This window comes from Microbacterium sp. UBA7513, from assembly GCF_002478345.1.
Classification (GTDB): Bacteria; Actinomycetota; Actinomycetes; order Actinomycetales; family Microbacteriaceae; genus Microbacterium.
Map to the genome: position 1 here is coordinate 21,097 of NZ_DLNJ01000029.1, position 16,786 is coordinate 37,882.

The following is a 16,786-nucleotide window of genomic DNA, read 5'->3' on the forward strand; positions in this document are numbered from 1 at the left end:
AGGAACGGATGACGGAGACGAAGACACCCTCCACCGACGACCAGACGGTCGACCGCGTGCTGGCGAACGCAGAGAAGCGCTCGGAGGTGCGGACGTTCGGTGCCGCGCAGGCGCTCCAGGACGAAGCCACCGCCGCGCACTCGACGGCAGACGGCGACCAGTGGGACCTCGAGGATCGGCACGCGCTGCGGCGTGTGGGCGGTCTGTCGACGGAGCTCGAAGACGTCACCGAGGTCGAGTACCGTCAGCTGCGCCTCGAGAACGTCGTGCTTGTTGGCGTGTACCCGCAAGGGGCCCAGGAGGACGCGGAGAACTCCTTGCGCGAGCTCGCCGCCCTCGCGGAAACGGCCGGCGCCGTCGTGCTCGACGGCGTCCTGCAGCGCCGTCCGCACCCGGACGCCGCGACCTATCTCGGACGCGGCAAAGCGCAGGAGCTGAAGGACATCGTCGCGGCCGTAGGGGCTGACACCGTCATCGCCGACACCGAGCTGGCCCCCAGCCAGCGACGCGCGCTCGAAGACGTCGTGAAGGTGAAGGTCATCGACCGGACCACCGTGATCCTCGACATCTTCAGCCAGCACGCCAAGAGCCGGGAGGGCAAGGCCCAGGTCGAGCTCGCGCAGCTCGAGTATCTATTGCCGCGCCTGCGCGGTTGGGGCGAGTCGATGAGCCGACAGGCCGGTGGACAGGTCGGCGCCGGTGGCGCGGGCATGGGCTCGCGCGGTCCCGGTGAGACCAAGATCGAGCTCGATCGCCGACGCATCCGGACGAAGATGGCCCTCCTGCGCAAGCAGATCCGCGACTTCGCGCCCGCACGCGAGGCGAAGCGGGCCGAACGCAAGCGGAACACCATCCCCTCCGTCGCGATCGCCGGGTACACGAACGCCGGGAAGTCGAGTCTTCTCAACGCTCTGACGAGCGCGGGCGTGCTCGTGGAGAATGCGCTGTTCGCGACCCTCGATGCGACCGTCCGTCGGTCCGAGACCGAAGACGGCCGCGTGTACACGCTGACCGACACGGTCGGGTTCGTGCGCAACCTGCCGCATCAGCTCGTCGAAGCCTTCCGCTCCACGCTGGAGGAGGTCGGCGACGCCGACGTCGTGCTGCACGTGGTCGACGGGTCGCACCCCGACCCGGCGGGCCAGCTGCAGACGGTGCGGGACGTGATGGGCGACGTCGGCGTGCGCGACATGCCCGAGATCGTCGTCTTCAACAAGGCCGACCTCATCCCGGAGGACGAGCGGCTGGTGCTGCGCGGCCTGGAGCCCCGGGCCCACTTCGTGTCGTCACGTTCCGGAGAGGGCATCGTCGAGCTCCGCGCGGCGATCGAAGAGGCACTGCCGAAGCCGGCCGTGGAACTCCACGCCGTGATCCCGTACGACCGCGGCGACCTCGTCGCGGCGATCCACGAGACCGGGATGCTGTTGTCGGTCGAGCATCGGGAGGCGGGTACCGCCGTCCACGCGCACGTGTCCGAGCGGCTCGCCGCCGACCTCGCGGACTTCGTCGTCAGCGCCTGACGACCAAGGCTCAGCGAGCCAGGAAGCGTGCCTCGACGGTCGCCGTGAGGACGATGTCCTGCGGCTCGTACTCCATGGCCGGCGCGGTGTCGGCCGCGAAGGCGACCGCACCCCGTGCCTTCCCCAGCGGAGCTCCGGGCGATGGCGCCGCGGAGAGCAGGCCCATGTCAGCGATCTCCAGGGGCGTCACCTCGGCGAGGCCGAGAGCGGTGGCGTAAGCCTCCGCTCTCGTCACCGCGACGCCGACCGCCTGTGCGGCGACCTCCCGTTCCACGCGGACGCGGGTCTCGAGGGTGAGGTGCCAATCGACCCCGCCGATCTCGACACCGTCCCACGCGGAGATGTCGGAGATCCAGAGGGAGAGCTCGGAGGCCTCCGCGAAGGTCGCGGTCAGGTCGATGCTCGCGTAGTACACCGCGGCGAGCCGCTTGCCATCGGCGTTCCAGGGGCGCTCGGCGCGCACGGAGAGCCGCGTGCTGCTCCAGTCGAGGGCGGAGCCGGCGTCCACGCGTCCCACGATGCTGCTGCGGACCGGCTCAGCCAGGCGCATGACGTGATCGACGACGGTCGCGCGCTCCGGACCCTCGGCGCGCACCGAGACGCGGATGGTCGCCCGTTCGGGCGCCAGGCGGGCTTCGTGTTCGCCGCGGACGGTGACTGTCACATCGCTCATGGGGCGACTCTACGCGACGGGCACGGCCGCCGGGAATGGCGGCGGAGGCGCAGACGTTGTAGTCTGTGATGCTCGGGCGCTCGTCGTCCGAGGCTGACAATTCCACAGCGTGACAGCGGCTCCTTCGAGAGAAGGACCACGGGGCTGATCGGTTTCGACAGCGCCTGTGAATCCACGAGAAGCGGGCCGAGGATGCAGAGTTATCTCGTAAACGCTCTCTGCAAAACAATAGTTGCCGAAACCAAGCGCAACGACTTCGCCCTCGCTGCCTAAGCGAGCCCGATAGTCCGTCAGACCGTAGGTGATTCCGATACGGATCCTGGCGTCATCTAGGAATCTTGCTGCGTGACGGCGTCTGGACGTCACGTGGGACTCCTCCCAGGCTGGGCTCGTCGACTTAGGTGTCTGTGACAAAGGTCGGAGCCGAGCAGAACGCTTCCACAGACTGCGCCCGGAGAAGGCGTGGAGACTCAGCGTTGGACGGGGGTTCGATTCCCCCCAGCTCCACCAGGTCGCTGTCACACTGAATGAGGCCCGCCTCCCTGGTGATCACCAGGGAGGCGGGCCTTTTCGCGTCGTGGGAACAGGAGGCCGAGACCCCCGCAGCGTGGGTGCTGGGCCGGCGGGGGGACCTCGCCACGAACGTGACCATCGCGCTGAGCTACGTCGGCGACGACGGGCGGACGTACGATAGGCTCCGCGGCGCGGTGACCGTGATCGTTTACGCGGTCACCCAGCGGACGCCGTCGGCATCGGGGGTGAAGCGGCGTCCGCCGTCCGTCTCCAGCTCCTCCATGAGCGGGATGATGACGCTCCACAGCGCCCAGTGCTCCGGAGTTCCTTCGCCGCCTTGCGCCTTCCCTTCCCACCGGGCGGCCGCCGGAAGGGGAACGCGGAAGCCGAACCGGGTCCCCGTCGAGTCGGTAACCTCTGCGCTCAGCGACCCTGCTCCGGCCGCGAGCTCCGTCAACGTGAACTCCCGGGGGACGATCAGCGTTCCGCGTGCGCGATCCCAGGCCTGACGGACAGCCGTCAGGAACGGCCCTGCGATGATGTCGGTCGTCATCAGAAGTCTCCTTCCCCGATCGGCGGGACAGCGCCCACCCGTTCGACTCCCCCACTGCGATGATCGCAGGCGCGAGCGCCGGGTGTCTGTCCCCTCTTCGGGGGACGCGAACGGACACCAGGAGGGCGCTGGTTCAGGAATGCACGCGGCAGGGCAGCCCTGGTGGCCGGGGCAGGCGAGGCCTAGCATTCGGTCATGGGGTTCATCATGTACGACAGCACGAGCCAGCTCCACATCGAGGACCGCGCGCTCGCGCACCTCAAGGTCGTGATCGCGACGAAGCTGCGACGCAACGAGAGCTTCACGGTATCGTGGACCCACCCCGAAGGCGACGCATACGGACGCTCCACCATCTGGCTCCACCCGTCGATCCCGCTGCGCTTCACCTTCGAAGGGAGGGAGCCGCCGAAGCTCAATCCGAAGTGGATCGACGACCTCATGCAGTCGGCGAACTCGACCGGAGGCATCACGCTCGTCGACGAGATCGTCCAGAGTTCGACGACGGAGTGACAGTGCAGGAGCCCCACCTCGTGCGAGGCGGGGCTCCTGTCATCGGGACAGCGGGCTCAGTGCGAGCGGTCGGGGTCCTCGGCGAGCACGTCGTCGCCGTCGTCATCCGATCCGTCCGTGGGCGGAACGGTGCGCGGCTCGCCCTTGTTGTCCTCGGCGCCGAGGTTGTCGTTCTCCTCGGGGCCGGGGGAGGGCTCAGTGCTGATGTCGTTGCGGTCGCTGTCGTTACCCATGGGCGTTCCTTTCCTCGGATGCCTCCACCCTCGTCGATCCGCGGCCGCAGGCCCAGCCGCTTGACACCGCGGGCCGTATGGTGTGCGCCGTCAGCTCTGTCCTTCGATGAGGAGGAGTCCCTGCTTCGTGTCGGCGACCTTCACCCAGCCATCGCCGAAGAGGTAGGTCATACCGTACCCGTCTTCGTCCGTGCTCATGGCGAACTGCGGGTCTTCGGTGACGTACACGCCCTGCGCGTCTTCCTCGCTCCGCCAGCCCTCCTCCACGAGGCCAGCTTGTGCGCGCTCCGCATCCTCGGTGGACACGAGGGACCAGCCGTACATCTGACCATGGTCCGAGGGAACGCCGAAGTCGGCCCAGAAGCAGAGGAGTCCCTGGGTCAGCTCGACGCCCCCGACGCGGAACTCGCGTGGCTCGGCGGTCCACCCCGCGTCGGTGAGGGCCGCGACGGTGCCTTCGGAGATCATGGACTCGCACGTCAGCTCGTCGCCGCCCGGCGCCGTGCTCGCGCCGGCGTCTGCCGTGGGCGTCACGGAGCCCTGCGACGGCGACGGACCGGGCGCGCCTCCACCGGTGCATGCGGTGAGGATCGAACCCGCGAGCACGAGACCGGTCAGGATCGCGAATCGTCGGGTGGTCATCGTGGCCTCGGAGAGTCAGTCGTGCAGGAGACGGAGGAAGTCGTCGTGAAGGGTGCCGTTGGTAGCGAGCGTCGAGCGGGCGGAGATCGTCTCGGAGCCGTCGAACGCGGTCATGCGTCCGCCCGCCTCCTGGACGATCGCCACGGCCGCCGCGATGTCGTACTCCTTCACATCGAACTCGGCTACTGCCTCCAGCCGTCCCTCGGCGAGCAGCATGTAGGCGTAGACGTCGCCGTACGCCCGATCGCGCCAGACACGCTCGCTCAGGCGCAGCAGGGCATCCAGCTGTCCGGCGTCGCGCCACTGTGCGATGCTCTGGAAGCTCACGCTGGCATCGTCCAGCGAGGAGACGGTGGAGGTGGTGAGACGGCGCTCGGTGCGGTCGCTCACCGTCCAAGCGCCGTGTCCTGCTGCGGCCCACCAGCGCCGCCCGAGGGCGGGCATGCTGACCACGCCGACACGGGGCACGCCATCGATCGCCAGGGCGATCATCGTCCCCCATAGAGGGACGCCGCGGAGGAAGTTCGCGGTGCCGTCGATCGGGTCGATGATCCACTGCCGGGCGGTGCTGCCCTGGGCGCCGAACTCTTCGCCGAAGATGCCGTCGTCGGGGCGTTCCTCCTCGAGGATCCGGCGGATCGCTCGCTCCGTCGCCAGGTCGGCGTCCGTCACATGCGAGCGGTCCGCCTTCGTGGAGATCTCCAGATCGGCGGCGTCGAAGCGGGGGAGGGACTGGGCATCCGCGGCATCGGCGAGGCGAAGGGCGAGCTGGAGGTCGGCGCGCAGGTCGGCGGCGTCGGGAGTGGCGGTCACGCTCTCAGGATAGTCGTCGCCCCGACCGCGCCCGCAGAGACCATCGGCCAGGATCGGCGGGCGAAACGCCCGGGCCACGCCCGGGCCGCGGCGGATTTCGTGTCGGCGCCAACCGCTGGTAATGTAATTCCTCGGTCGGGGTTATCCCGGGCCACGCACCTCTAGCTCAATCGGCAGAGCAACTGACTCTTAATCAGTGGGTTCAGGGTTCAAGTCCCTGGGGGTGCACGGAACAAGCCTCGGAGATCTCGCCATCTCCGGGGCTTTTTCTCTGCCTGCTTTGGGGTTGCATCGCTCCGGGCGGGATCGAAATCGTGCCTCTCGCGGCCAGGGAAGGCACGGTTTCGCACCCGCAGCGGGACAGACGCGACGGTGCGCGAGGCCGGATCGAGAACGCACGCTGCGGGTGGGCGGGCGAGGCTGAGGGTCAGGCGCGGCGGACGGAGAGCAGCTGCCAGCCCTCGGGGACTTTCGCCTCGATGCCCGCCATGTCGTCGGCCTCGATCTGTTCGACGCCGTCGATGCGCTGGAACGTTCCCGTCGCCTCCATCTTCGCCTCGCCCTTGAGCATGCGCACCGGGGCGGACGTCAGAGCGTAGCCCGGCTCGCGCTGCGCATCGAGCTGAGTGTGGACGTCTTCCAGCGAGATGCCAGTGACGTCGACGGTCATGGATCCCCGGGGGCGGATGAGTGCGACGAGCATCCGCTCAGTTTACGAGTTCAGCGGTTCTATCAGAGGTCCCAGTCCAGCGACGAGTGGGAGTCGATGGGGGAGTCCATGCCCGCGTCCTCGCGGATCAGGTAGACGACGACGCGGGACTGCGCGGTGATGAGCACGCTCGTGAGCGTGTCGCCCGTCGCCAAGTCGACGAACGTCGGTTGCGAGCGCGCCGCCGCTTCGATGCGAGACATGAGGTCCGCGACATCCGTGCTGCGAGGCAGGAGGAAGTCGTGCCCATCGATCTCGATGTGCGTCGTCGTCATTCCCGTCTGGTTCCCCATGCGCTCCACGGTACGAATCACCTCAAGACCCGACAAGAGGGGTTGAACCCCGCAGGCGAGCGTGTTAGGACCGCGTGAGAGCGCTCTCGCTGCCGTCCGGCTGCTGCTGGTCCGCGGGCTCGGGGACGAGGTACAGACCGCTCGGGGCATTCGCGGTGAATGCGAGGGCCTCGATCCAGGCGCGGTTGACGCTGGGTTGGCGACTGCCATGGTACTTGTACACCAGTGAGCTTCCGGCATGGATCCAGACCGTCGTGCGGCCGCCGCCCATGCTGACGTCGTCCTTCCAGGTGAAGCCGAAGGGCTCGCCACGGCGGAGCTTCGCGGTCATGACCAGCTGGATGTGCGTGAGAGCGCGGTCTTCGATGTCGACCTTGACGCTGTTCTCGTAGATGAACTTGCCCATCGCAAGATTCCCTTCTCTCCACGGGAACCTGTGCTAAGAGGCGCGGCCGAGGTGACCGCTGGTGTGGGTGTGCTCAGCGTGTCACACATCCGCCCGATCTCCTATCCCACCGGGGTGTCGTGCGTCCGCGCGTGTCGCCGCGTTTCACCCGACCGGGGCGAGGAGCGTGGGATCCGTGGGATCGACGGTGCGCGTGTTGCTCACCTTGCGGTCCACGACGTAGCCGTGCAGCGTCGCGGCGACATCGGCGGAGGTGTGATCGAGCATCGCCAGCGTGTCGAGCTTGGTCTGCCCGGTGAGCTTCTCCGGTGCGAGCCAGGCGTCCCAGGTGTCGGGAGTCAGGAACGCCGGCATCCGGTCGTGCACCTCGCCGCCGGCGTCTCGCGCCTCTCGGGTGACGACGACGAAGCAGCGGACCTTCTCTCCCGCATGCTCCATCGACCAAGTGAGACCGGCCGCGGCGAGCAGGCCGTCTCCGTGGAGGAAATGCGGGGTCTTGTGCCCCTTCTCGCCCGTCCATTCGAAGTACCCGCGCATCGGTACAAGGCAGCGCGCCGCGGAGAACGCCGGCGCCCAGAACCCGGCGGCGAGCTTCTCCATCCGGGCGTTGATCAGCGGGGCGCGCTGCGGACGGTTGGGGGGACTCTGCCAATCCCATCGCACGAGTTCGAGGATGCGGCCCTCACCGCGGTCCCGGACGATCGGGGCGCTTTCGGTCGGCGCGATCGAGTAGGCGCCGTGCCAGGACTTCCACCAGTCCTCCGGCCGGCCGCCCTCGGCGACGAACTCCCGGATCAGCTCGTCCGTCGTCGCGTCGTTTGCGAATCGTCCGCACATGTCATCGCCTCCGTCTCGCCGGTCGCTCGCGCCGCGGCCCGCATCGCCTCCATCATGAGGCACGGCGCGGACATCCGGGGCGTCACACCACGTCGATCACGGTGCCGGCGGTCAGATCCGACAGCTGGACGAAGGTCAGCGGCATGACGGTGTGTGGATGGCCCGCCGCCGCCCAGATCACGTCGTACGCCTGCAGGGCGCTGTCGATGAAGGTGGGGAGGGGCGCGGGGTGGCCGACGGGCGCCACCCCGCCGATCGCCTGCCCGGTGGCGTCGCGCACGGTGGCGGGTGGTGCCATGACGACTTTGCTCGCCTCCATGCTTCGCGCCAGGACGGCGAGATCCGCCCGGTGCCCGCCGCTGGTCATGACGAGGACGGGGCGGCCGTCGGCGAGGAAGACGAGGCTGTTGGCGATCGCGGCGACATCACAGCCGATGGAGGCGGCCGCCTCGGCGGCGGTGCGCGCCGAGTCCGGGAGGACCCGGATCTCGGTCTCGACACCGGCCGCGAGGAGGTGTTCCTGCACCCGTCGGCTGCGCTCGGGGAGGGGAGGAGCGTCGGTCATGACCCCACGGTAGCCGAGCGGGTCAGCCGGCGTCACCGACGAGGATCGCCGCCGCGTCCTCGGTGGTCGCATCAGCCGGCTCGTCGTCGATGTGCGCGAGGACCTTCCGGCCGAGGAGGATCGTCAGCGCGGCCAGCAGGACGGCGGCGGCGGCGAAGAGGTACGGCACGGTGGCGCTGAATAGGTGCCACAGCAGCGCCGCGATCGGCGGGGCCATCGCGCCGCCGAGGAAGCGGACCGCGGAGTAGGCCGAGGAGGCCACCGAGCGGGGGAGGTCGGTCGCCTCCATGACGGCCTCGGTCAGCACGGTGTTCATTACGCCCAGGAGCAGGCCGCCCACGATGATGCACACCACGAGAGCGGCAGGCTCGGCGACGACAAGTCCCGCGACCACGAGGTCGACGGCGAGCAGGGGCAGCACGGTGAGGATCACATGCGTCCTCGGCATCCGGCGCATCAGCACCGGCGCGACCCACACGCTGGTGATCGCGAGGGCGACACCCCAGCCGAAGAACGTCAGGCCGATGCCCATCGCTCCGAAGCCCAGGGGGAAGGGCGAGAACGCCAGCAGCACGAAGAATCCGATGTTGTAGAACAGGGCGGCCACGGCGAGGATCGCGAGCGCCGGACGGCGCAGGGCCGTGAACGGGGCGGAGAACTTCACCGGCGTGCGCTTCTCACCCGGACCCCGCAGCAGCACGAGCACCGCGATGAAGGCGATGGCCATCAGGGCCACGACGCCGAAGAACGGTCCTCGCCAGCTCTGCTCGCCGAGGATGCCGCCGAGCAGCGGACCCACGGCGATGCCGAGGCCGAGAGCCGCCTCGTACAGCACGATGGCCGCGCTGCTGCCGCCGGATGCGGCGCCGACGATCGTGGCCAGCGCGGTCGAGATGAACAGCGCGTTGCCCAGCCCCCAGCCGGCACGGAAGCCGATGACCGCGTCGACGCTGCCGCTGATCGCGCACAGGAAGGCGAACACGACGATCAGGCCGAGACCGACCAGGAGGGTCGCCTTGGCGCCGATCCGGCTGGAGATCCAGCTCGTGACGAGCATCGCGAGGCCGGTGACGAGGAGGTAGCTGGTGAAGAGCAGCTCCGTCTCGACCGGGGAGGCCTCGAGCGACTCCGCGATCGCCGGGAGGATCGGGTCGACGAGCCCGATCCCCATGAAGGCGACGACGCACGCGAAGGCGACGGCCCACACCTGGGCGGGCTGCCTCCAGACCGAGGGGGCGGGTGTTGCGGGGGCGGTGTTCAACGGATCTCTCCTGTCCGATCTGCGGAGGTGCGGGCGGCGAGGATCTCGGCCGCACGGGTGAGGGCGTGCCAGTCGTCGTCGTCGAGGTCGGCGAACCGCGGTGCGATCGTCTCCCGGAACTCGGAGCGCCAGGCGGCCAGGGCTGCCGTGCCGTCGGGGGTCGCGGCGACGACGGTGGCACGGGAATCGTCGGGGTCGGGGGAGCGGCGGACGAGGCCCTCGCGCTCGAGGGTGCCGAGCAGCCGGGTCATCCCGGGCTGCGTCGTGCGGGCCGCCACGGCGAGCTCGCCGACGCGACGGGGACCTGACTGGTCGAGCAGGCTGAGCACACGCCACTGCGCGGCGGGGGCCTCGTTCCCCGCGTCCTGGGCGGCGATGCGACCCAGCGCGTAGCCCGACAGCACGAGGGACGGGATGACCTCGGAGCGATTCATACCAGAAAGTATATACCTCTTGGTATGTATCGAGTTCAGCGTCGGGCGTGCGCGATCCTCGCGGAGAGCTGATGGGCGTGCGCGAGGAGGATCCGGCCCAGCTCGGCCTGGCGCTCCGGGCCGAAGCGGAAGGCGACACCGGTGAGGCTGAGCGCCCACTCCGGGCGTCCGGCGCGGTCGAACACCGCCGCGCCGAGGCCCCAGCTCCCCTCGACGATCAGGCCGGGGTTGACGGCGAACCCGCGTTCCTTTGTCTCGGCGAGGCGCCTCCGCAGCGGGCGCTCGCCGTGAGCACGTCCCCAGTTCTCGACGAGCTCCGGATGGCGCTCCAGGTAGGCATCCACATCGTGGTCGGGGAGGAAGGCAAGGATCGCAAGGCCGGCGCTCGCCACGCCGAGCGGGAAGCGCACCCCCTCGCTGAGCACGAACGAGCGGATGGGAAAGGAGCCCTCTTCCCGCAGCAGGCAGACCGTCTCGTCCGCGCGCCGGACGGAGAAGAACGCGCTCTCCTCGGTCTTCACGGCGAGCGACCGCACGATGTCCCGGGCCAGGGCCGTCACGTCGTATCGAGCGGCGGCCACCGATCCCATGAGGAAGAGCTCGGGTCCCGGCATCCAGCGCGTGCTGTCGGCGTCGCGGTCGACGAGACCCTCCGCGCGCAGGGCGCTGAGCAGGCGATGCGCGGTGGGTCGGGAGAGCCCGGCGCGTGCCGCGAGCTCCTGCAATGTGGCGCCGTCGGTGCCGGCGGCCGTCACCAGCCGCAGGAGCCGCGCCGCCCGCGCGACCGCCTGAGTTCCGGGGACGGGATTCGTCGCAGTGTCCACATCGTGGACGCTAGTGGTGCGGGCGTCCACATCGCAAGAGGGTGCTGGCCGTGACTCCGCCGGGACGGGAGGCTGGAGGGGACACGGAACCGAAGGAGCAGACGTGATCGACAAGCAATGGGACTCCGCGGAGGCCGCCGTCGCCGACATCCCGGACGGCGCTTCGCTCGCCGTCGGAGGCTTCGGACTCTCCGGGAACCCGATCGCGCTCATCGAAGCGCTCCTCGCGCAGGGCACGACCGACCTGAGCGTCGTCAGCAACAACTGCGGAGTGGACGACTGGGGACTCGGCGTCCTGCTCGCCGCGCAGCGCATCCGGAAGATGACCTCGTCGTACGTGGGGGAGAACAAGGAGTTCGAGCGGCAGTTCCTGTCCGGGGAACTCGAGCTGGAGCTGACCCCTCAGGGCACGCTCGCCGAGAAGCTGCGGGCGGGAGGGTCCGGAATCGCCGCGTTCTTCACCCAGACGGGCGTCGGCACCCAGGTCGCCGAGGGGGGCCTTCCTCGCCGGTACCACGCCGATGGCTCGATCGCGGTGGCCTCGCCGCCCAAGGACGTGCGCACGTTCGCCGTGCACGGTGAGCCCCGCGAGTTCGTGCTCGAGGAGGCGATCACCACCGACTTCGCCCTGGTGCACGCGGCCCGCGGCGACCGGCACGGCAACCTGGTGTTCACGAAGGCCGCGCGGAACTTCAACCCGCTCGCCGCGATGGCCGGCCGCGTGTGCATCGCGCAGGTCGAGCGGCTCGTCGAGCCCGGCGAGCTCGACCCGGATGCGATCCACCTCCCCGGGGTCTTCGTGCACCGGATCGTCGAGGTGGGCGAGGACATCCCCAAGCGCATCGAACGGCGGACCGTCGCCGCGGAAGGAGCCTGACATGGCGCTCACGAGAGACCAGATGGCCGCGCGCGCGGCGGTCGAGCTGCCGGACGGCGCGTACGTGAACCTCGGCATCGGCCTGCCCACGCTCGTCCCCAACCACGTGCCGTCCGACGTGACCGTGGTGCTGCAGTCGGAGAACGGCATCCTCGGGGTCGGTCCGTACCCCCGGGAGGACGAGGTCGATCCGGATCTCATCAACGCGGGGAAGGAGACGGTGACCACGCTCCCGGGGGCGGCGTTCTTCGACTCCGCCCTCAGCTTCGGCATGATCCGCGGCGGGAAGATCGACGCCGCCATCCTCGGGGCGATGCAGGTCTCCGCCACGGGCGATCTCGCGAACTGGATGATCCCCGGCAAGATGGTGAAGGGGCCCGGAGGGGCGATGGACCTCGTGCACGGCGCGGGACGGGTGATCGTGCTGATGGAGCATGTCGCCAAGGACGGCTCGGCCAAGATCGTCGACGCCTGCACGCTGCCTCTGACCGGGCGCGGCGTCGTGGACCGGATCATCACGGACCTCGCGGTGATCGACGTGACGCCGGAAGGGCCGGTCCTGGTCGAGCTCGCCCCCGGCGTCACGGTGGAGCAGGTGCGGCAGGCCACGGAGCCGCCCCTCCGCATTGCCCCGGAACTGGACAACGGAAGGACCGAGATCAATGAGTGAGAACGATGTCGTCATCGTCGCCGCGGCGCGCACCCCGCAGGGGCGGCTGAAGGGGCAGCTCGCCGCGTTCACGGCGCCGCAGCTGGGGTCGTTCGCGATCCGCGGTGCCCTGGAGCAGGGCGGTGTGGACCCGGAGGACGTCGACGCGGTCATCGTGGGACAGGTGCTCGCCGCCGGATCCGGACAGAACGCCGCCCGGCAGGCGGCCATCGGCGCCGGGATCGGCTGGGACGTCCCTGCCCACTCCGTGAACAAGGTGTGCCTGTCCGGGCTCACCGCCGTGATCGACGCGGCGCGCATGATCCGGACCGGGGACGCCGAGGTCGTCGTCGCCGCCGGCATGGAGTCCATGACCCGCGCACCGCACCTGCTCATGGGATCGCGCGATGGCTGGACCTACGGCACCGTCGAGGTCCTCGACCACATGGCCTACGACGGGCTGACGGACGCCTACGACCGGGAGAGCATGGGCGCGTCCACGGAGCGCCACAACGCGCGGTACGAGCTCACAAGGGAGATGCAGGACCGGGTCGCCGCGCTCTCGCATCAGCGGGCCGCCGCCGCGCAGGAGAGCGGTGTGCTCGACGCGGAGATCGTCGCCGTCGAGGTGCCGCAGCGCCGGGGCGAACCCGCGCGGGTGACCCGAGACGAGGGGGTGCGCCCCGACACCACGGTGGAGACCCTCGCGGGACTGCGAGCCGCCTTCGCCGAGGGCGGCTCGATCACGGCGGGCAACTCGTCCCAGATTTCGGACGGCGCCTCCGCCGTGGTCGTCACCACGCGCGGGACGGCCGAGGCCAAGGGCTGGCCGGTGCTCGTGACCGTCGGGGCGAGCGGCCAGACCGCCGGCCCGGACAACTCGCTCCAGGCGCAGCCGGCGCGGGCGATCGAGCAGGCATGCCGGAAACAGGGCATCACGCCGCAGGACCTCGACCTCGTGGAGATCAACGAGGCGTTCGGGGCCGTCGTGGCCCGCTCGCAGACCGAGCTCAGGCTGGACGATGAGATCGTCAACGTGCACGGCGGCGGCATCGCGATCGGTCATCCGATCGGTGCCTCCGGCAACCGTCTCGTGGTGCACGTCGCGCACGAGCTGGCCCGCCGGGGAGGCGGAACCGCGGCGGTCGGCCTGTGCGGCGGCGGCGGTCAGGGCGAGGCGCTCATCCTCACCCGGTGACGCGGAAGGCGCGGGGCGCGTCAGGGCCGCTTATCCTGGGCGTGCCCCTGCGCGTCGGCGAGGGCCTTCTGCGAACGGAACTGCAGACGCTGCGCCTTCTTGGACTTCTTCACCGACTGCGGGGAGTCGGCGTCCACCGGCACGCCGTGGCGTTCGCGGCGCATGTCGACGACCGCGCCGACCGCGAGCGCCATGGTGATGCCCCAGCTCACCCACGACAGGAGCGAGCGCCAGGTGATGGGTTCGTTGCGGGTGCCGCGCAGCAGCGAGATCCCAGCCGAGATCGCGGCGACGAGTCCGGTGCTGAAGAGGTAGCGCATGCCCCTACGGTACCCGCAGCCAGGCTGCGCGGGTCGGTGGCTTGACAAGCCGGGGGAGAGGCTGGCAGGGCGCCCGCCCGGGGCACCGGATATCATGGGAGGGTCGCGGTTCGCCCGCGGCCGCAGAAACCGTGTATCTACCGGCCGTCGGCGTCTCCGGCGGACAGCGGCGGCACCCGACATCGCGTCGTCGACGCGCGAGAGCCATGACACACGCCAGCACCACGCCCGATACCGCCGAGCCGAGCCTCTTCCGCCTCGCCGGCCTGCCCTACTTCCTCATCGCGTTCATCGCGCGGCTGCCCTTCGCCATGATGGTCGTCGGTGTGCTGACCGTCGTCGTGTCGGCGCGGGAATCGCTGTCCCTCGGCGGGCTCACGTCCGCTGCCGTCGGTCTCGGCACCGCCTGCTTCGGCCCGCTCCTGGGCGCCGCCGCCGACCGCTTCGGTCAGCGCACGGTCCTCCTCGCGCTCGCCGTGGGCAACGCGGCGATGCTCCTGCTCTTCACCGCAGTGGTCTACGGTCCGGCCGCCGACGGCTTCGTGCTTCTCACCGCGATCGGCATCGGCGCGACGGCTCCGCAGGTGGCGCCGCTCTCGCGCTCCCGTCTGGTCACGATCATCGGCGAGCGGATGCCGGCGGAGCGCCGCGTCCGCACCGTCTCCGGCACGATGGCGTACGAGTCGGCCGCCGACGAGACCGTCTTCGTGTTCGGGCCATTCCTCGTGGGCGTCCTCGCCTCGGCACTCGCACCCTGGGCGCCGCTGGTCGGCGCCGCCGTGCTGACACTGGTGTTCGTCGGGGCCTTCGCGCTGCACCCGAGCGGACGGCACGTCTCCCAGGACCGCACCGACGACGGTCGGGCGCCGTCCGCCGTGTCCGAGCTGTTCCGGCCGCAGCTCCTCATCGTCGTCCTCGGCATCCTCGGCGTCGGAATCTTCTTCGGCACGATGCTCACCTCGCTCACGTCGTTCATGGCCGACCTCGGTGCCCCGGAGCAGGCGGGCCTGCTGTACGGCGTGATGGGCGTCGGCTCAGCGCTGCTGGCCCTGGGCGTCGCGTGGCTGCCCGCCCGGTTCTCGCTGCGTGTGCGCTGGCTGGTCTTCTCCGGAGTGCTGCTCGCCGGCTCGCTGCTGCTCGGCATCGTCGACTCGCCGACGGGGATGATGCTCGCCCTGGCCATCATGGGCATCGGCATCGGGCCGACGCTCGTCACCCAGTACAGCTTCGGAGCGGCGCGGAGCCCCCGTGGCCGGTCGGCGACGGTGATGACGATGCTCGGCTCCGGCGTGATCGTCGGCCAGTCGATCGGCGCCGCGGTGGCAGGAGAGATCGCGGAGAGCCTCGGCACCTCCGCCGCCCTGGTCCTCCCGATGATCGCGGCCGGCATCGCGTTCGCGGCGGGCCTCGGGAACTGGGCCCTCAGCGGTGTGCACCGCGCGACGTCCGCTGTCAAGGCCTGAGGGAGGACCGGCGGTCGGCGCGCATCCTCGATAGGTTGGAAGCTCCTGGACCGAGGAGTGCCCCTGTGACCGCTGCTGATTTCGTCGTCGTCGCCAACCGCCTCCCGGTGGACCGGGTCGTGGGCCCCGACGGCGAGGAGACGTGGCGGACGTCGCCCGGCGGCCTCGTCGCCGCCCTCGAGCCGATGATGCGCCGCGTGCACGGCGCCTGGGTCGGCTGGCCCGGTCAGCCGGACGTGGAGCTCGAGGCCTTCGACGCCGACGGCATCCATCTCATCCCGGTGGCATTGAGCTCCGAGGACGTCGCGGACTATTACGAGGGCTTCGCCAACGACACCATCTGGCCGCTCTACCACGACGTCATCGCACCGCCGCAGTATCACCGCGAGTGGTGGGACGCGTACGTGCGGGTCAACCGCCGGTTCGCGGAGGCCGCCGCGGCCGCCGCCGCCCAGGACGGCACCGTCTGGGTCCACGACTACCAGCTCCAGCTCGTGCCGCAGATGGTCCGCGAGCTGCGCCCCGACGTCACGATCGGCTACTTCCACCACATCCCCTTCCCGGCGCACGGCCTGTACGCGCAGCTCCCGTGGCGTGACCAGGTGCTCCGCGGGCTGCTCGGCGCCGACGTCATCGGCTTCCAGCGGGCACAGGATGCGACCTACTTCCTCACCGCCGTGCGGCGGCGGCTGCGCTACGAGGTGAAGGGGTCGAACATCACGGTCCCGGATCAGGGAGGCTCGCGGACGGCGATCGCCAAGGCGTTCCCGATCTCCATCGACACCGCTCCGTACCTCGAACTGGCCGCCAGGGAGGACGTGCGGGCGCGTGCCGCGGAGATCCGCGCCAGCCTCGGCAATCCCCAGCGCATCCTCCTGGGCGTCGACCGCCTGGACTACACCAAGGGCATCGGGCACCGGATCAAGGCCTACGGCGAGCTCCTCGAAGACGGCCGCCTGGACGTGGAGGACGTCACCCTCATCCAGGTGGCGAGCCCGAGCCGGGAGCGGGTGGACGCCTATGCGCACCTCCGGGACGAGATCGAGCTCGCGGTGGCCCGCATCAACGGCGACCATGACACGGTCGGCCACTCCGCGATCCGCTACCTCCACCAGGGGTATCCGCGCGAGGAGATGGTCGCCCTGTACCTCGCGGCGGACGTCATGCTCGTGACGGCGCTGCGGGACGGCATGAACCTCGTCGCGAAGGAGTACATCGCCACGCGGACGGACAACCGCGGTGTGCTGGTGCTCAGCGAGTTCACCGGAGCAGCGGACGAGCTCCGTCAGGCGGTTCGCGTCAACCCGCATGACATCGCCGGTCTCAAGGACGCCATCATGGAGGCGGTGGAGATGTCGCCCGCCGAGCAGGGACGCCGCATGCGGTCCCTGCGGCGACGGGTGCTGGACAACGACGTGAACGCCTGGTCGTCGTCCTTCCTCCAGGCTCTGGCGGACGTCCGCAGCCGCTGAGCGCCCTCCCCGCACCCCCTT

21 protein-coding genes, 1 tRNA gene and 1 other RNA gene are annotated in these 16,786 nt (G+C 70.0%); 9 read left to right on the forward strand and 14 right to left on the reverse strand.

Going from position 1 to position 16,786, the window contains the following annotated elements; translation table 11 throughout:
- Nucleotides 1-8 precede the first annotated feature (8 nt).
- Nucleotides 9-1,520, forward strand: a complete 1,512-nt coding sequence (hflX, locus tag B2W79_RS15175) for a GTPase HflX (RefSeq protein ID WP_292790850.1) — start codon at nucleotides 9-11, stop codon at nucleotides 1,518-1,520.
- A 10-nt stretch (nucleotides 1,521-1,530) separates the two neighbouring features.
- On the opposite strand, the gene B2W79_RS15180 is transcribed toward hflX, so the two are convergent.
- Nucleotides 1,531-2,193 (reverse strand): SIMPL domain-containing protein, encoded by a 663-nt coding sequence (locus B2W79_RS15180; protein ID WP_292790852.1) that lies wholly within the window; start codon nucleotides 2,191-2,193, stop codon nucleotides 1,531-1,533.
- Between the two features lie 140 nt (nucleotides 2,194-2,333).
- Here B2W79_RS15180 and ssrA point away from each other — a divergent pair.
- Nucleotides 2,334-2,703, forward strand: a transfer-messenger RNA (tmRNA) gene (gene ssrA, locus B2W79_RS15185).
- 211 nt (nucleotides 2,704-2,914) lie between these two features.
- Here the strand turns inward: ssrA and B2W79_RS15190 are convergent.
- Nucleotides 2,915-3,259, reverse strand: a complete 345-nt coding sequence (locus tag B2W79_RS15190) for a hypothetical protein (protein ID WP_292790855.1) — start codon at nucleotides 3,257-3,259, stop codon at nucleotides 2,915-2,917.
- A gap of 195 nt (nucleotides 3,260-3,454) precedes the next feature.
- On the opposite strand from B2W79_RS15190, the gene B2W79_RS15195 reads away from it, so the two are divergent.
- Nucleotides 3,455-3,769 carry a hypothetical protein gene (locus B2W79_RS15195; RefSeq protein ID WP_071328444.1) on the forward strand — a complete coding sequence of 105 codons (315 nt, stop codon included), beginning with the start codon at nucleotides 3,455-3,457 and terminating at the stop codon, nucleotides 3,767-3,769.
- A gap of 56 nt (nucleotides 3,770-3,825) precedes the next feature.
- Here B2W79_RS15195 and B2W79_RS15200 read toward each other — a convergent pair whose 3' ends face one another.
- From B2W79_RS15200 to B2W79_RS15210, 3 genes are all read right to left on the reverse strand, one after another.
- The gene (locus tag B2W79_RS15200) at nucleotides 3,826-4,002 is read right to left on the reverse strand and encodes a hypothetical protein (protein ID WP_158698530.1); all 177 of its coding nucleotides are present in this window, start codon (nucleotides 4,000-4,002) and stop codon (nucleotides 3,826-3,828) included.
- A gap of 90 nt (nucleotides 4,003-4,092) precedes the next feature.
- Nucleotides 4,093-4,644, reverse strand: coding sequence for a hypothetical protein (locus tag B2W79_RS15205; protein WP_292790863.1), 552 nt, complete (start codon nucleotides 4,642-4,644; stop codon nucleotides 4,093-4,095).
- A 15-nt stretch (nucleotides 4,645-4,659) separates the two neighbouring features.
- Entirely contained in the window at nucleotides 4,660-5,457 is a 798-nt protein-coding gene (locus tag B2W79_RS15210; RefSeq protein WP_292790866.1) for an inositol monophosphatase family protein, read from the reverse strand.
- A 155-nt stretch (nucleotides 5,458-5,612) separates the two neighbouring features.
- On the opposite strand from B2W79_RS15210, the gene B2W79_RS15215 reads away from it, so the two are divergent.
- A tRNA-Lys gene (locus tag B2W79_RS15215) sits at nucleotides 5,613-5,685 on the forward strand.
- Between the two features lie 199 nt (nucleotides 5,686-5,884).
- Here the strand turns inward: B2W79_RS15215 and B2W79_RS15220 are convergent.
- The 8 genes from B2W79_RS15220 to B2W79_RS15255 all read right to left on the reverse strand — a co-directional run bounded on the left by B2W79_RS15220 (nucleotide 5,885) and on the right by B2W79_RS15255 (nucleotide 10,786).
- Complete coding sequence (locus tag B2W79_RS15220; RefSeq protein ID WP_292790869.1) at nucleotides 5,885-6,160, reverse strand: hypothetical protein; 276 nt, start codon at nucleotides 6,158-6,160, stop codon at nucleotides 5,885-5,887.
- A gap of 29 nt (nucleotides 6,161-6,189) precedes the next feature.
- The gene (locus tag B2W79_RS15225) at nucleotides 6,190-6,459 is read right to left on the reverse strand and encodes a hypothetical protein (protein ID WP_292790872.1); all 270 of its coding nucleotides are present in this window, start codon (nucleotides 6,457-6,459) and stop codon (nucleotides 6,190-6,192) included.
- Nucleotides 6,460-6,523: 64 nt separating this feature from the next.
- The gene (locus B2W79_RS15230) at nucleotides 6,524-6,865 is read right to left on the reverse strand and encodes a hypothetical protein (RefSeq protein WP_025103253.1); all 342 of its coding nucleotides are present in this window, start codon (nucleotides 6,863-6,865) and stop codon (nucleotides 6,524-6,526) included.
- Between the two features lie 144 nt (nucleotides 6,866-7,009).
- Entirely contained in the window at nucleotides 7,010-7,702 is a 693-nt protein-coding gene (locus B2W79_RS15235; RefSeq protein ID WP_071328449.1) for an SOS response-associated peptidase, read from the reverse strand.
- A gap of 82 nt (nucleotides 7,703-7,784) precedes the next feature.
- On the reverse strand, nucleotides 7,785-8,267 hold the full coding sequence (locus tag B2W79_RS15240; protein WP_292790879.1) for a YbaK/EbsC family protein: 483 nt from the start codon (nucleotides 8,265-8,267) through the stop codon (nucleotides 7,785-7,787).
- A 22-nt stretch (nucleotides 8,268-8,289) separates the two neighbouring features.
- Nucleotides 8,290-9,528, reverse strand: a complete 1,239-nt coding sequence (locus B2W79_RS15245; RefSeq protein ID WP_292790882.1) for an MFS transporter — start codon at nucleotides 9,526-9,528, stop codon at nucleotides 8,290-8,292.
- Nucleotides 9,525-9,962, reverse strand: a complete 438-nt coding sequence (locus B2W79_RS15250) for a MarR family winged helix-turn-helix transcriptional regulator (RefSeq protein WP_071328451.1) — start codon at nucleotides 9,960-9,962, stop codon at nucleotides 9,525-9,527. The genes B2W79_RS15245 and B2W79_RS15250 overlap by 4 nt, the downstream gene beginning before the upstream one ends.
- 35 nt (nucleotides 9,963-9,997) lie before the next feature.
- Nucleotides 9,998-10,786 carry an IclR family transcriptional regulator gene (locus tag B2W79_RS15255; RefSeq protein WP_292790886.1) on the reverse strand — a complete coding sequence of 263 codons (789 nt, stop codon included), beginning with the start codon at nucleotides 10,784-10,786 and terminating at the stop codon, nucleotides 9,998-10,000.
- A gap of 103 nt (nucleotides 10,787-10,889) precedes the next feature.
- Between B2W79_RS15255 and B2W79_RS15260 the strand changes: the two genes are divergently transcribed.
- From B2W79_RS15260 to B2W79_RS15270, 3 genes are read left to right on the forward strand one after another with little or no spacing between them, the layout of a single operon-like run.
- Nucleotides 10,890-11,663: a CoA transferase subunit A gene (locus tag B2W79_RS15260; protein WP_071328453.1), complete on the forward strand. Its 774-nt coding sequence runs from the start codon at nucleotides 10,890-10,892 to the stop codon at nucleotides 11,661-11,663.
- Between the two features lies 1 nt (nucleotide 11,664).
- Nucleotides 11,665-12,333, forward strand: a complete 669-nt coding sequence (locus tag B2W79_RS15265; RefSeq protein ID WP_292790890.1) for a CoA transferase subunit B — start codon at nucleotides 11,665-11,667, stop codon at nucleotides 12,331-12,333.
- Entirely contained in the window at nucleotides 12,326-13,510 is a 1,185-nt protein-coding gene (locus B2W79_RS15270; protein WP_292790892.1) for an acetyl-CoA C-acetyltransferase, read from the forward strand. The genes B2W79_RS15265 and B2W79_RS15270 overlap by 8 nt, the downstream gene beginning before the upstream one ends.
- 20 nt (nucleotides 13,511-13,530) lie before the next feature.
- Here the strand turns inward: B2W79_RS15270 and B2W79_RS15275 are convergent, their stop codons facing one another.
- On the reverse strand, nucleotides 13,531-13,830 hold the full coding sequence (locus tag B2W79_RS15275) for a hypothetical protein (protein ID WP_292790894.1): 300 nt from the start codon (nucleotides 13,828-13,830) through the stop codon (nucleotides 13,531-13,533).
- Nucleotides 13,831-14,036: 206 nt separating this feature from the next.
- Between B2W79_RS15275 and B2W79_RS15280 the strand changes: the two genes are divergently transcribed.
- Nucleotides 14,037-15,293, forward strand: a complete 1,257-nt coding sequence (locus tag B2W79_RS15280) for an MFS transporter (protein WP_292790897.1) — start codon at nucleotides 14,037-14,039, stop codon at nucleotides 15,291-15,293.
- A gap of 65 nt (nucleotides 15,294-15,358) precedes the next feature.
- Nucleotides 15,359-16,765, forward strand: coding sequence for an alpha,alpha-trehalose-phosphate synthase (UDP-forming) (locus tag B2W79_RS15285; RefSeq protein ID WP_071328456.1), 1,407 nt, complete (start codon nucleotides 15,359-15,361; stop codon nucleotides 16,763-16,765).
- Nucleotides 16,766-16,786 lie beyond the last annotated feature (21 nt).

Bases quoted from the DNA above. Each gene is read 5' to 3' on its own strand.
- B2W79_RS15275 (WP_292790894.1), bottom strand. From the start codon at position 13,830: ATGCGCTACCTCTTCAGCACCGGACTCGTCGCCGCGATCTCGGCTGGG.
- B2W79_RS15265 (WP_292790890.1), top strand. From the start codon at position 11,665: ATGGCGCTCACGAGAGACCAGATGGCCGCGCGCGCGGCGGTCGAGCTG.
- B2W79_RS15250 (WP_071328451.1), bottom strand. From the start codon at position 9,962: ATGAATCGCTCCGAGGTCATCCCGTCCCTCGTGCTGTCGGGCTACGCG.
- B2W79_RS15220 (WP_292790869.1), bottom strand. From the start codon at position 6,160: ATGCTCGTCGCACTCATCCGCCCCCGGGGATCCATGACCGTCGACGTC.
- B2W79_RS15195 (WP_071328444.1), top strand. From the start codon at position 3,455: ATGGGGTTCATCATGTACGACAGCACGAGCCAGCTCCACATCGAGGAC.
- B2W79_RS15235 (WP_071328449.1), bottom strand. From the start codon at position 7,702: ATGTGCGGACGATTCGCAAACGACGCGACGACGGACGAGCTGATCCGG.
- B2W79_RS15270 (WP_292790892.1), top strand. From the start codon at position 12,326: ATGAGTGAGAACGATGTCGTCATCGTCGCCGCGGCGCGCACCCCGCAG.
- B2W79_RS15205 (WP_292790863.1), bottom strand. From the start codon at position 4,644: ATGACCACCCGACGATTCGCGATCCTGACCGGTCTCGTGCTCGCGGGT.
- B2W79_RS15190 (WP_292790855.1), bottom strand. From the start codon at position 3,259: ATGACGACCGACATCATCGCAGGGCCGTTCCTGACGGCTGTCCGTCAG.
- B2W79_RS15230 (WP_025103253.1), bottom strand. From the start codon at position 6,865: ATGGGCAAGTTCATCTACGAGAACAGCGTCAAGGTCGACATCGAAGAC.
- B2W79_RS15180 (WP_292790852.1), bottom strand. From the start codon at position 2,193: ATGAGCGATGTGACAGTCACCGTCCGCGGCGAACACGAAGCCCGCCTG.
- B2W79_RS15240 (WP_292790879.1), bottom strand. From the start codon at position 8,267: ATGACCGACGCTCCTCCCCTCCCCGAGCGCAGCCGACGGGTGCAGGAA.
- B2W79_RS15225 (WP_292790872.1), bottom strand. From the start codon at position 6,459: ATGGGGAACCAGACGGGAATGACGACGACGCACATCGAGATCGATGGG.
- hflX (WP_292790850.1), top strand. From the start codon at position 9: ATGACGGAGACGAAGACACCCTCCACCGACGACCAGACGGTCGACCGC.
- B2W79_RS15280 (WP_292790897.1), top strand. From the start codon at position 14,037: ATGACACACGCCAGCACCACGCCCGATACCGCCGAGCCGAGCCTCTTC.
- B2W79_RS15200 (WP_158698530.1), bottom strand. From the start codon at position 4,002: ATGGGTAACGACAGCGACCGCAACGACATCAGCACTGAGCCCTCCCCC.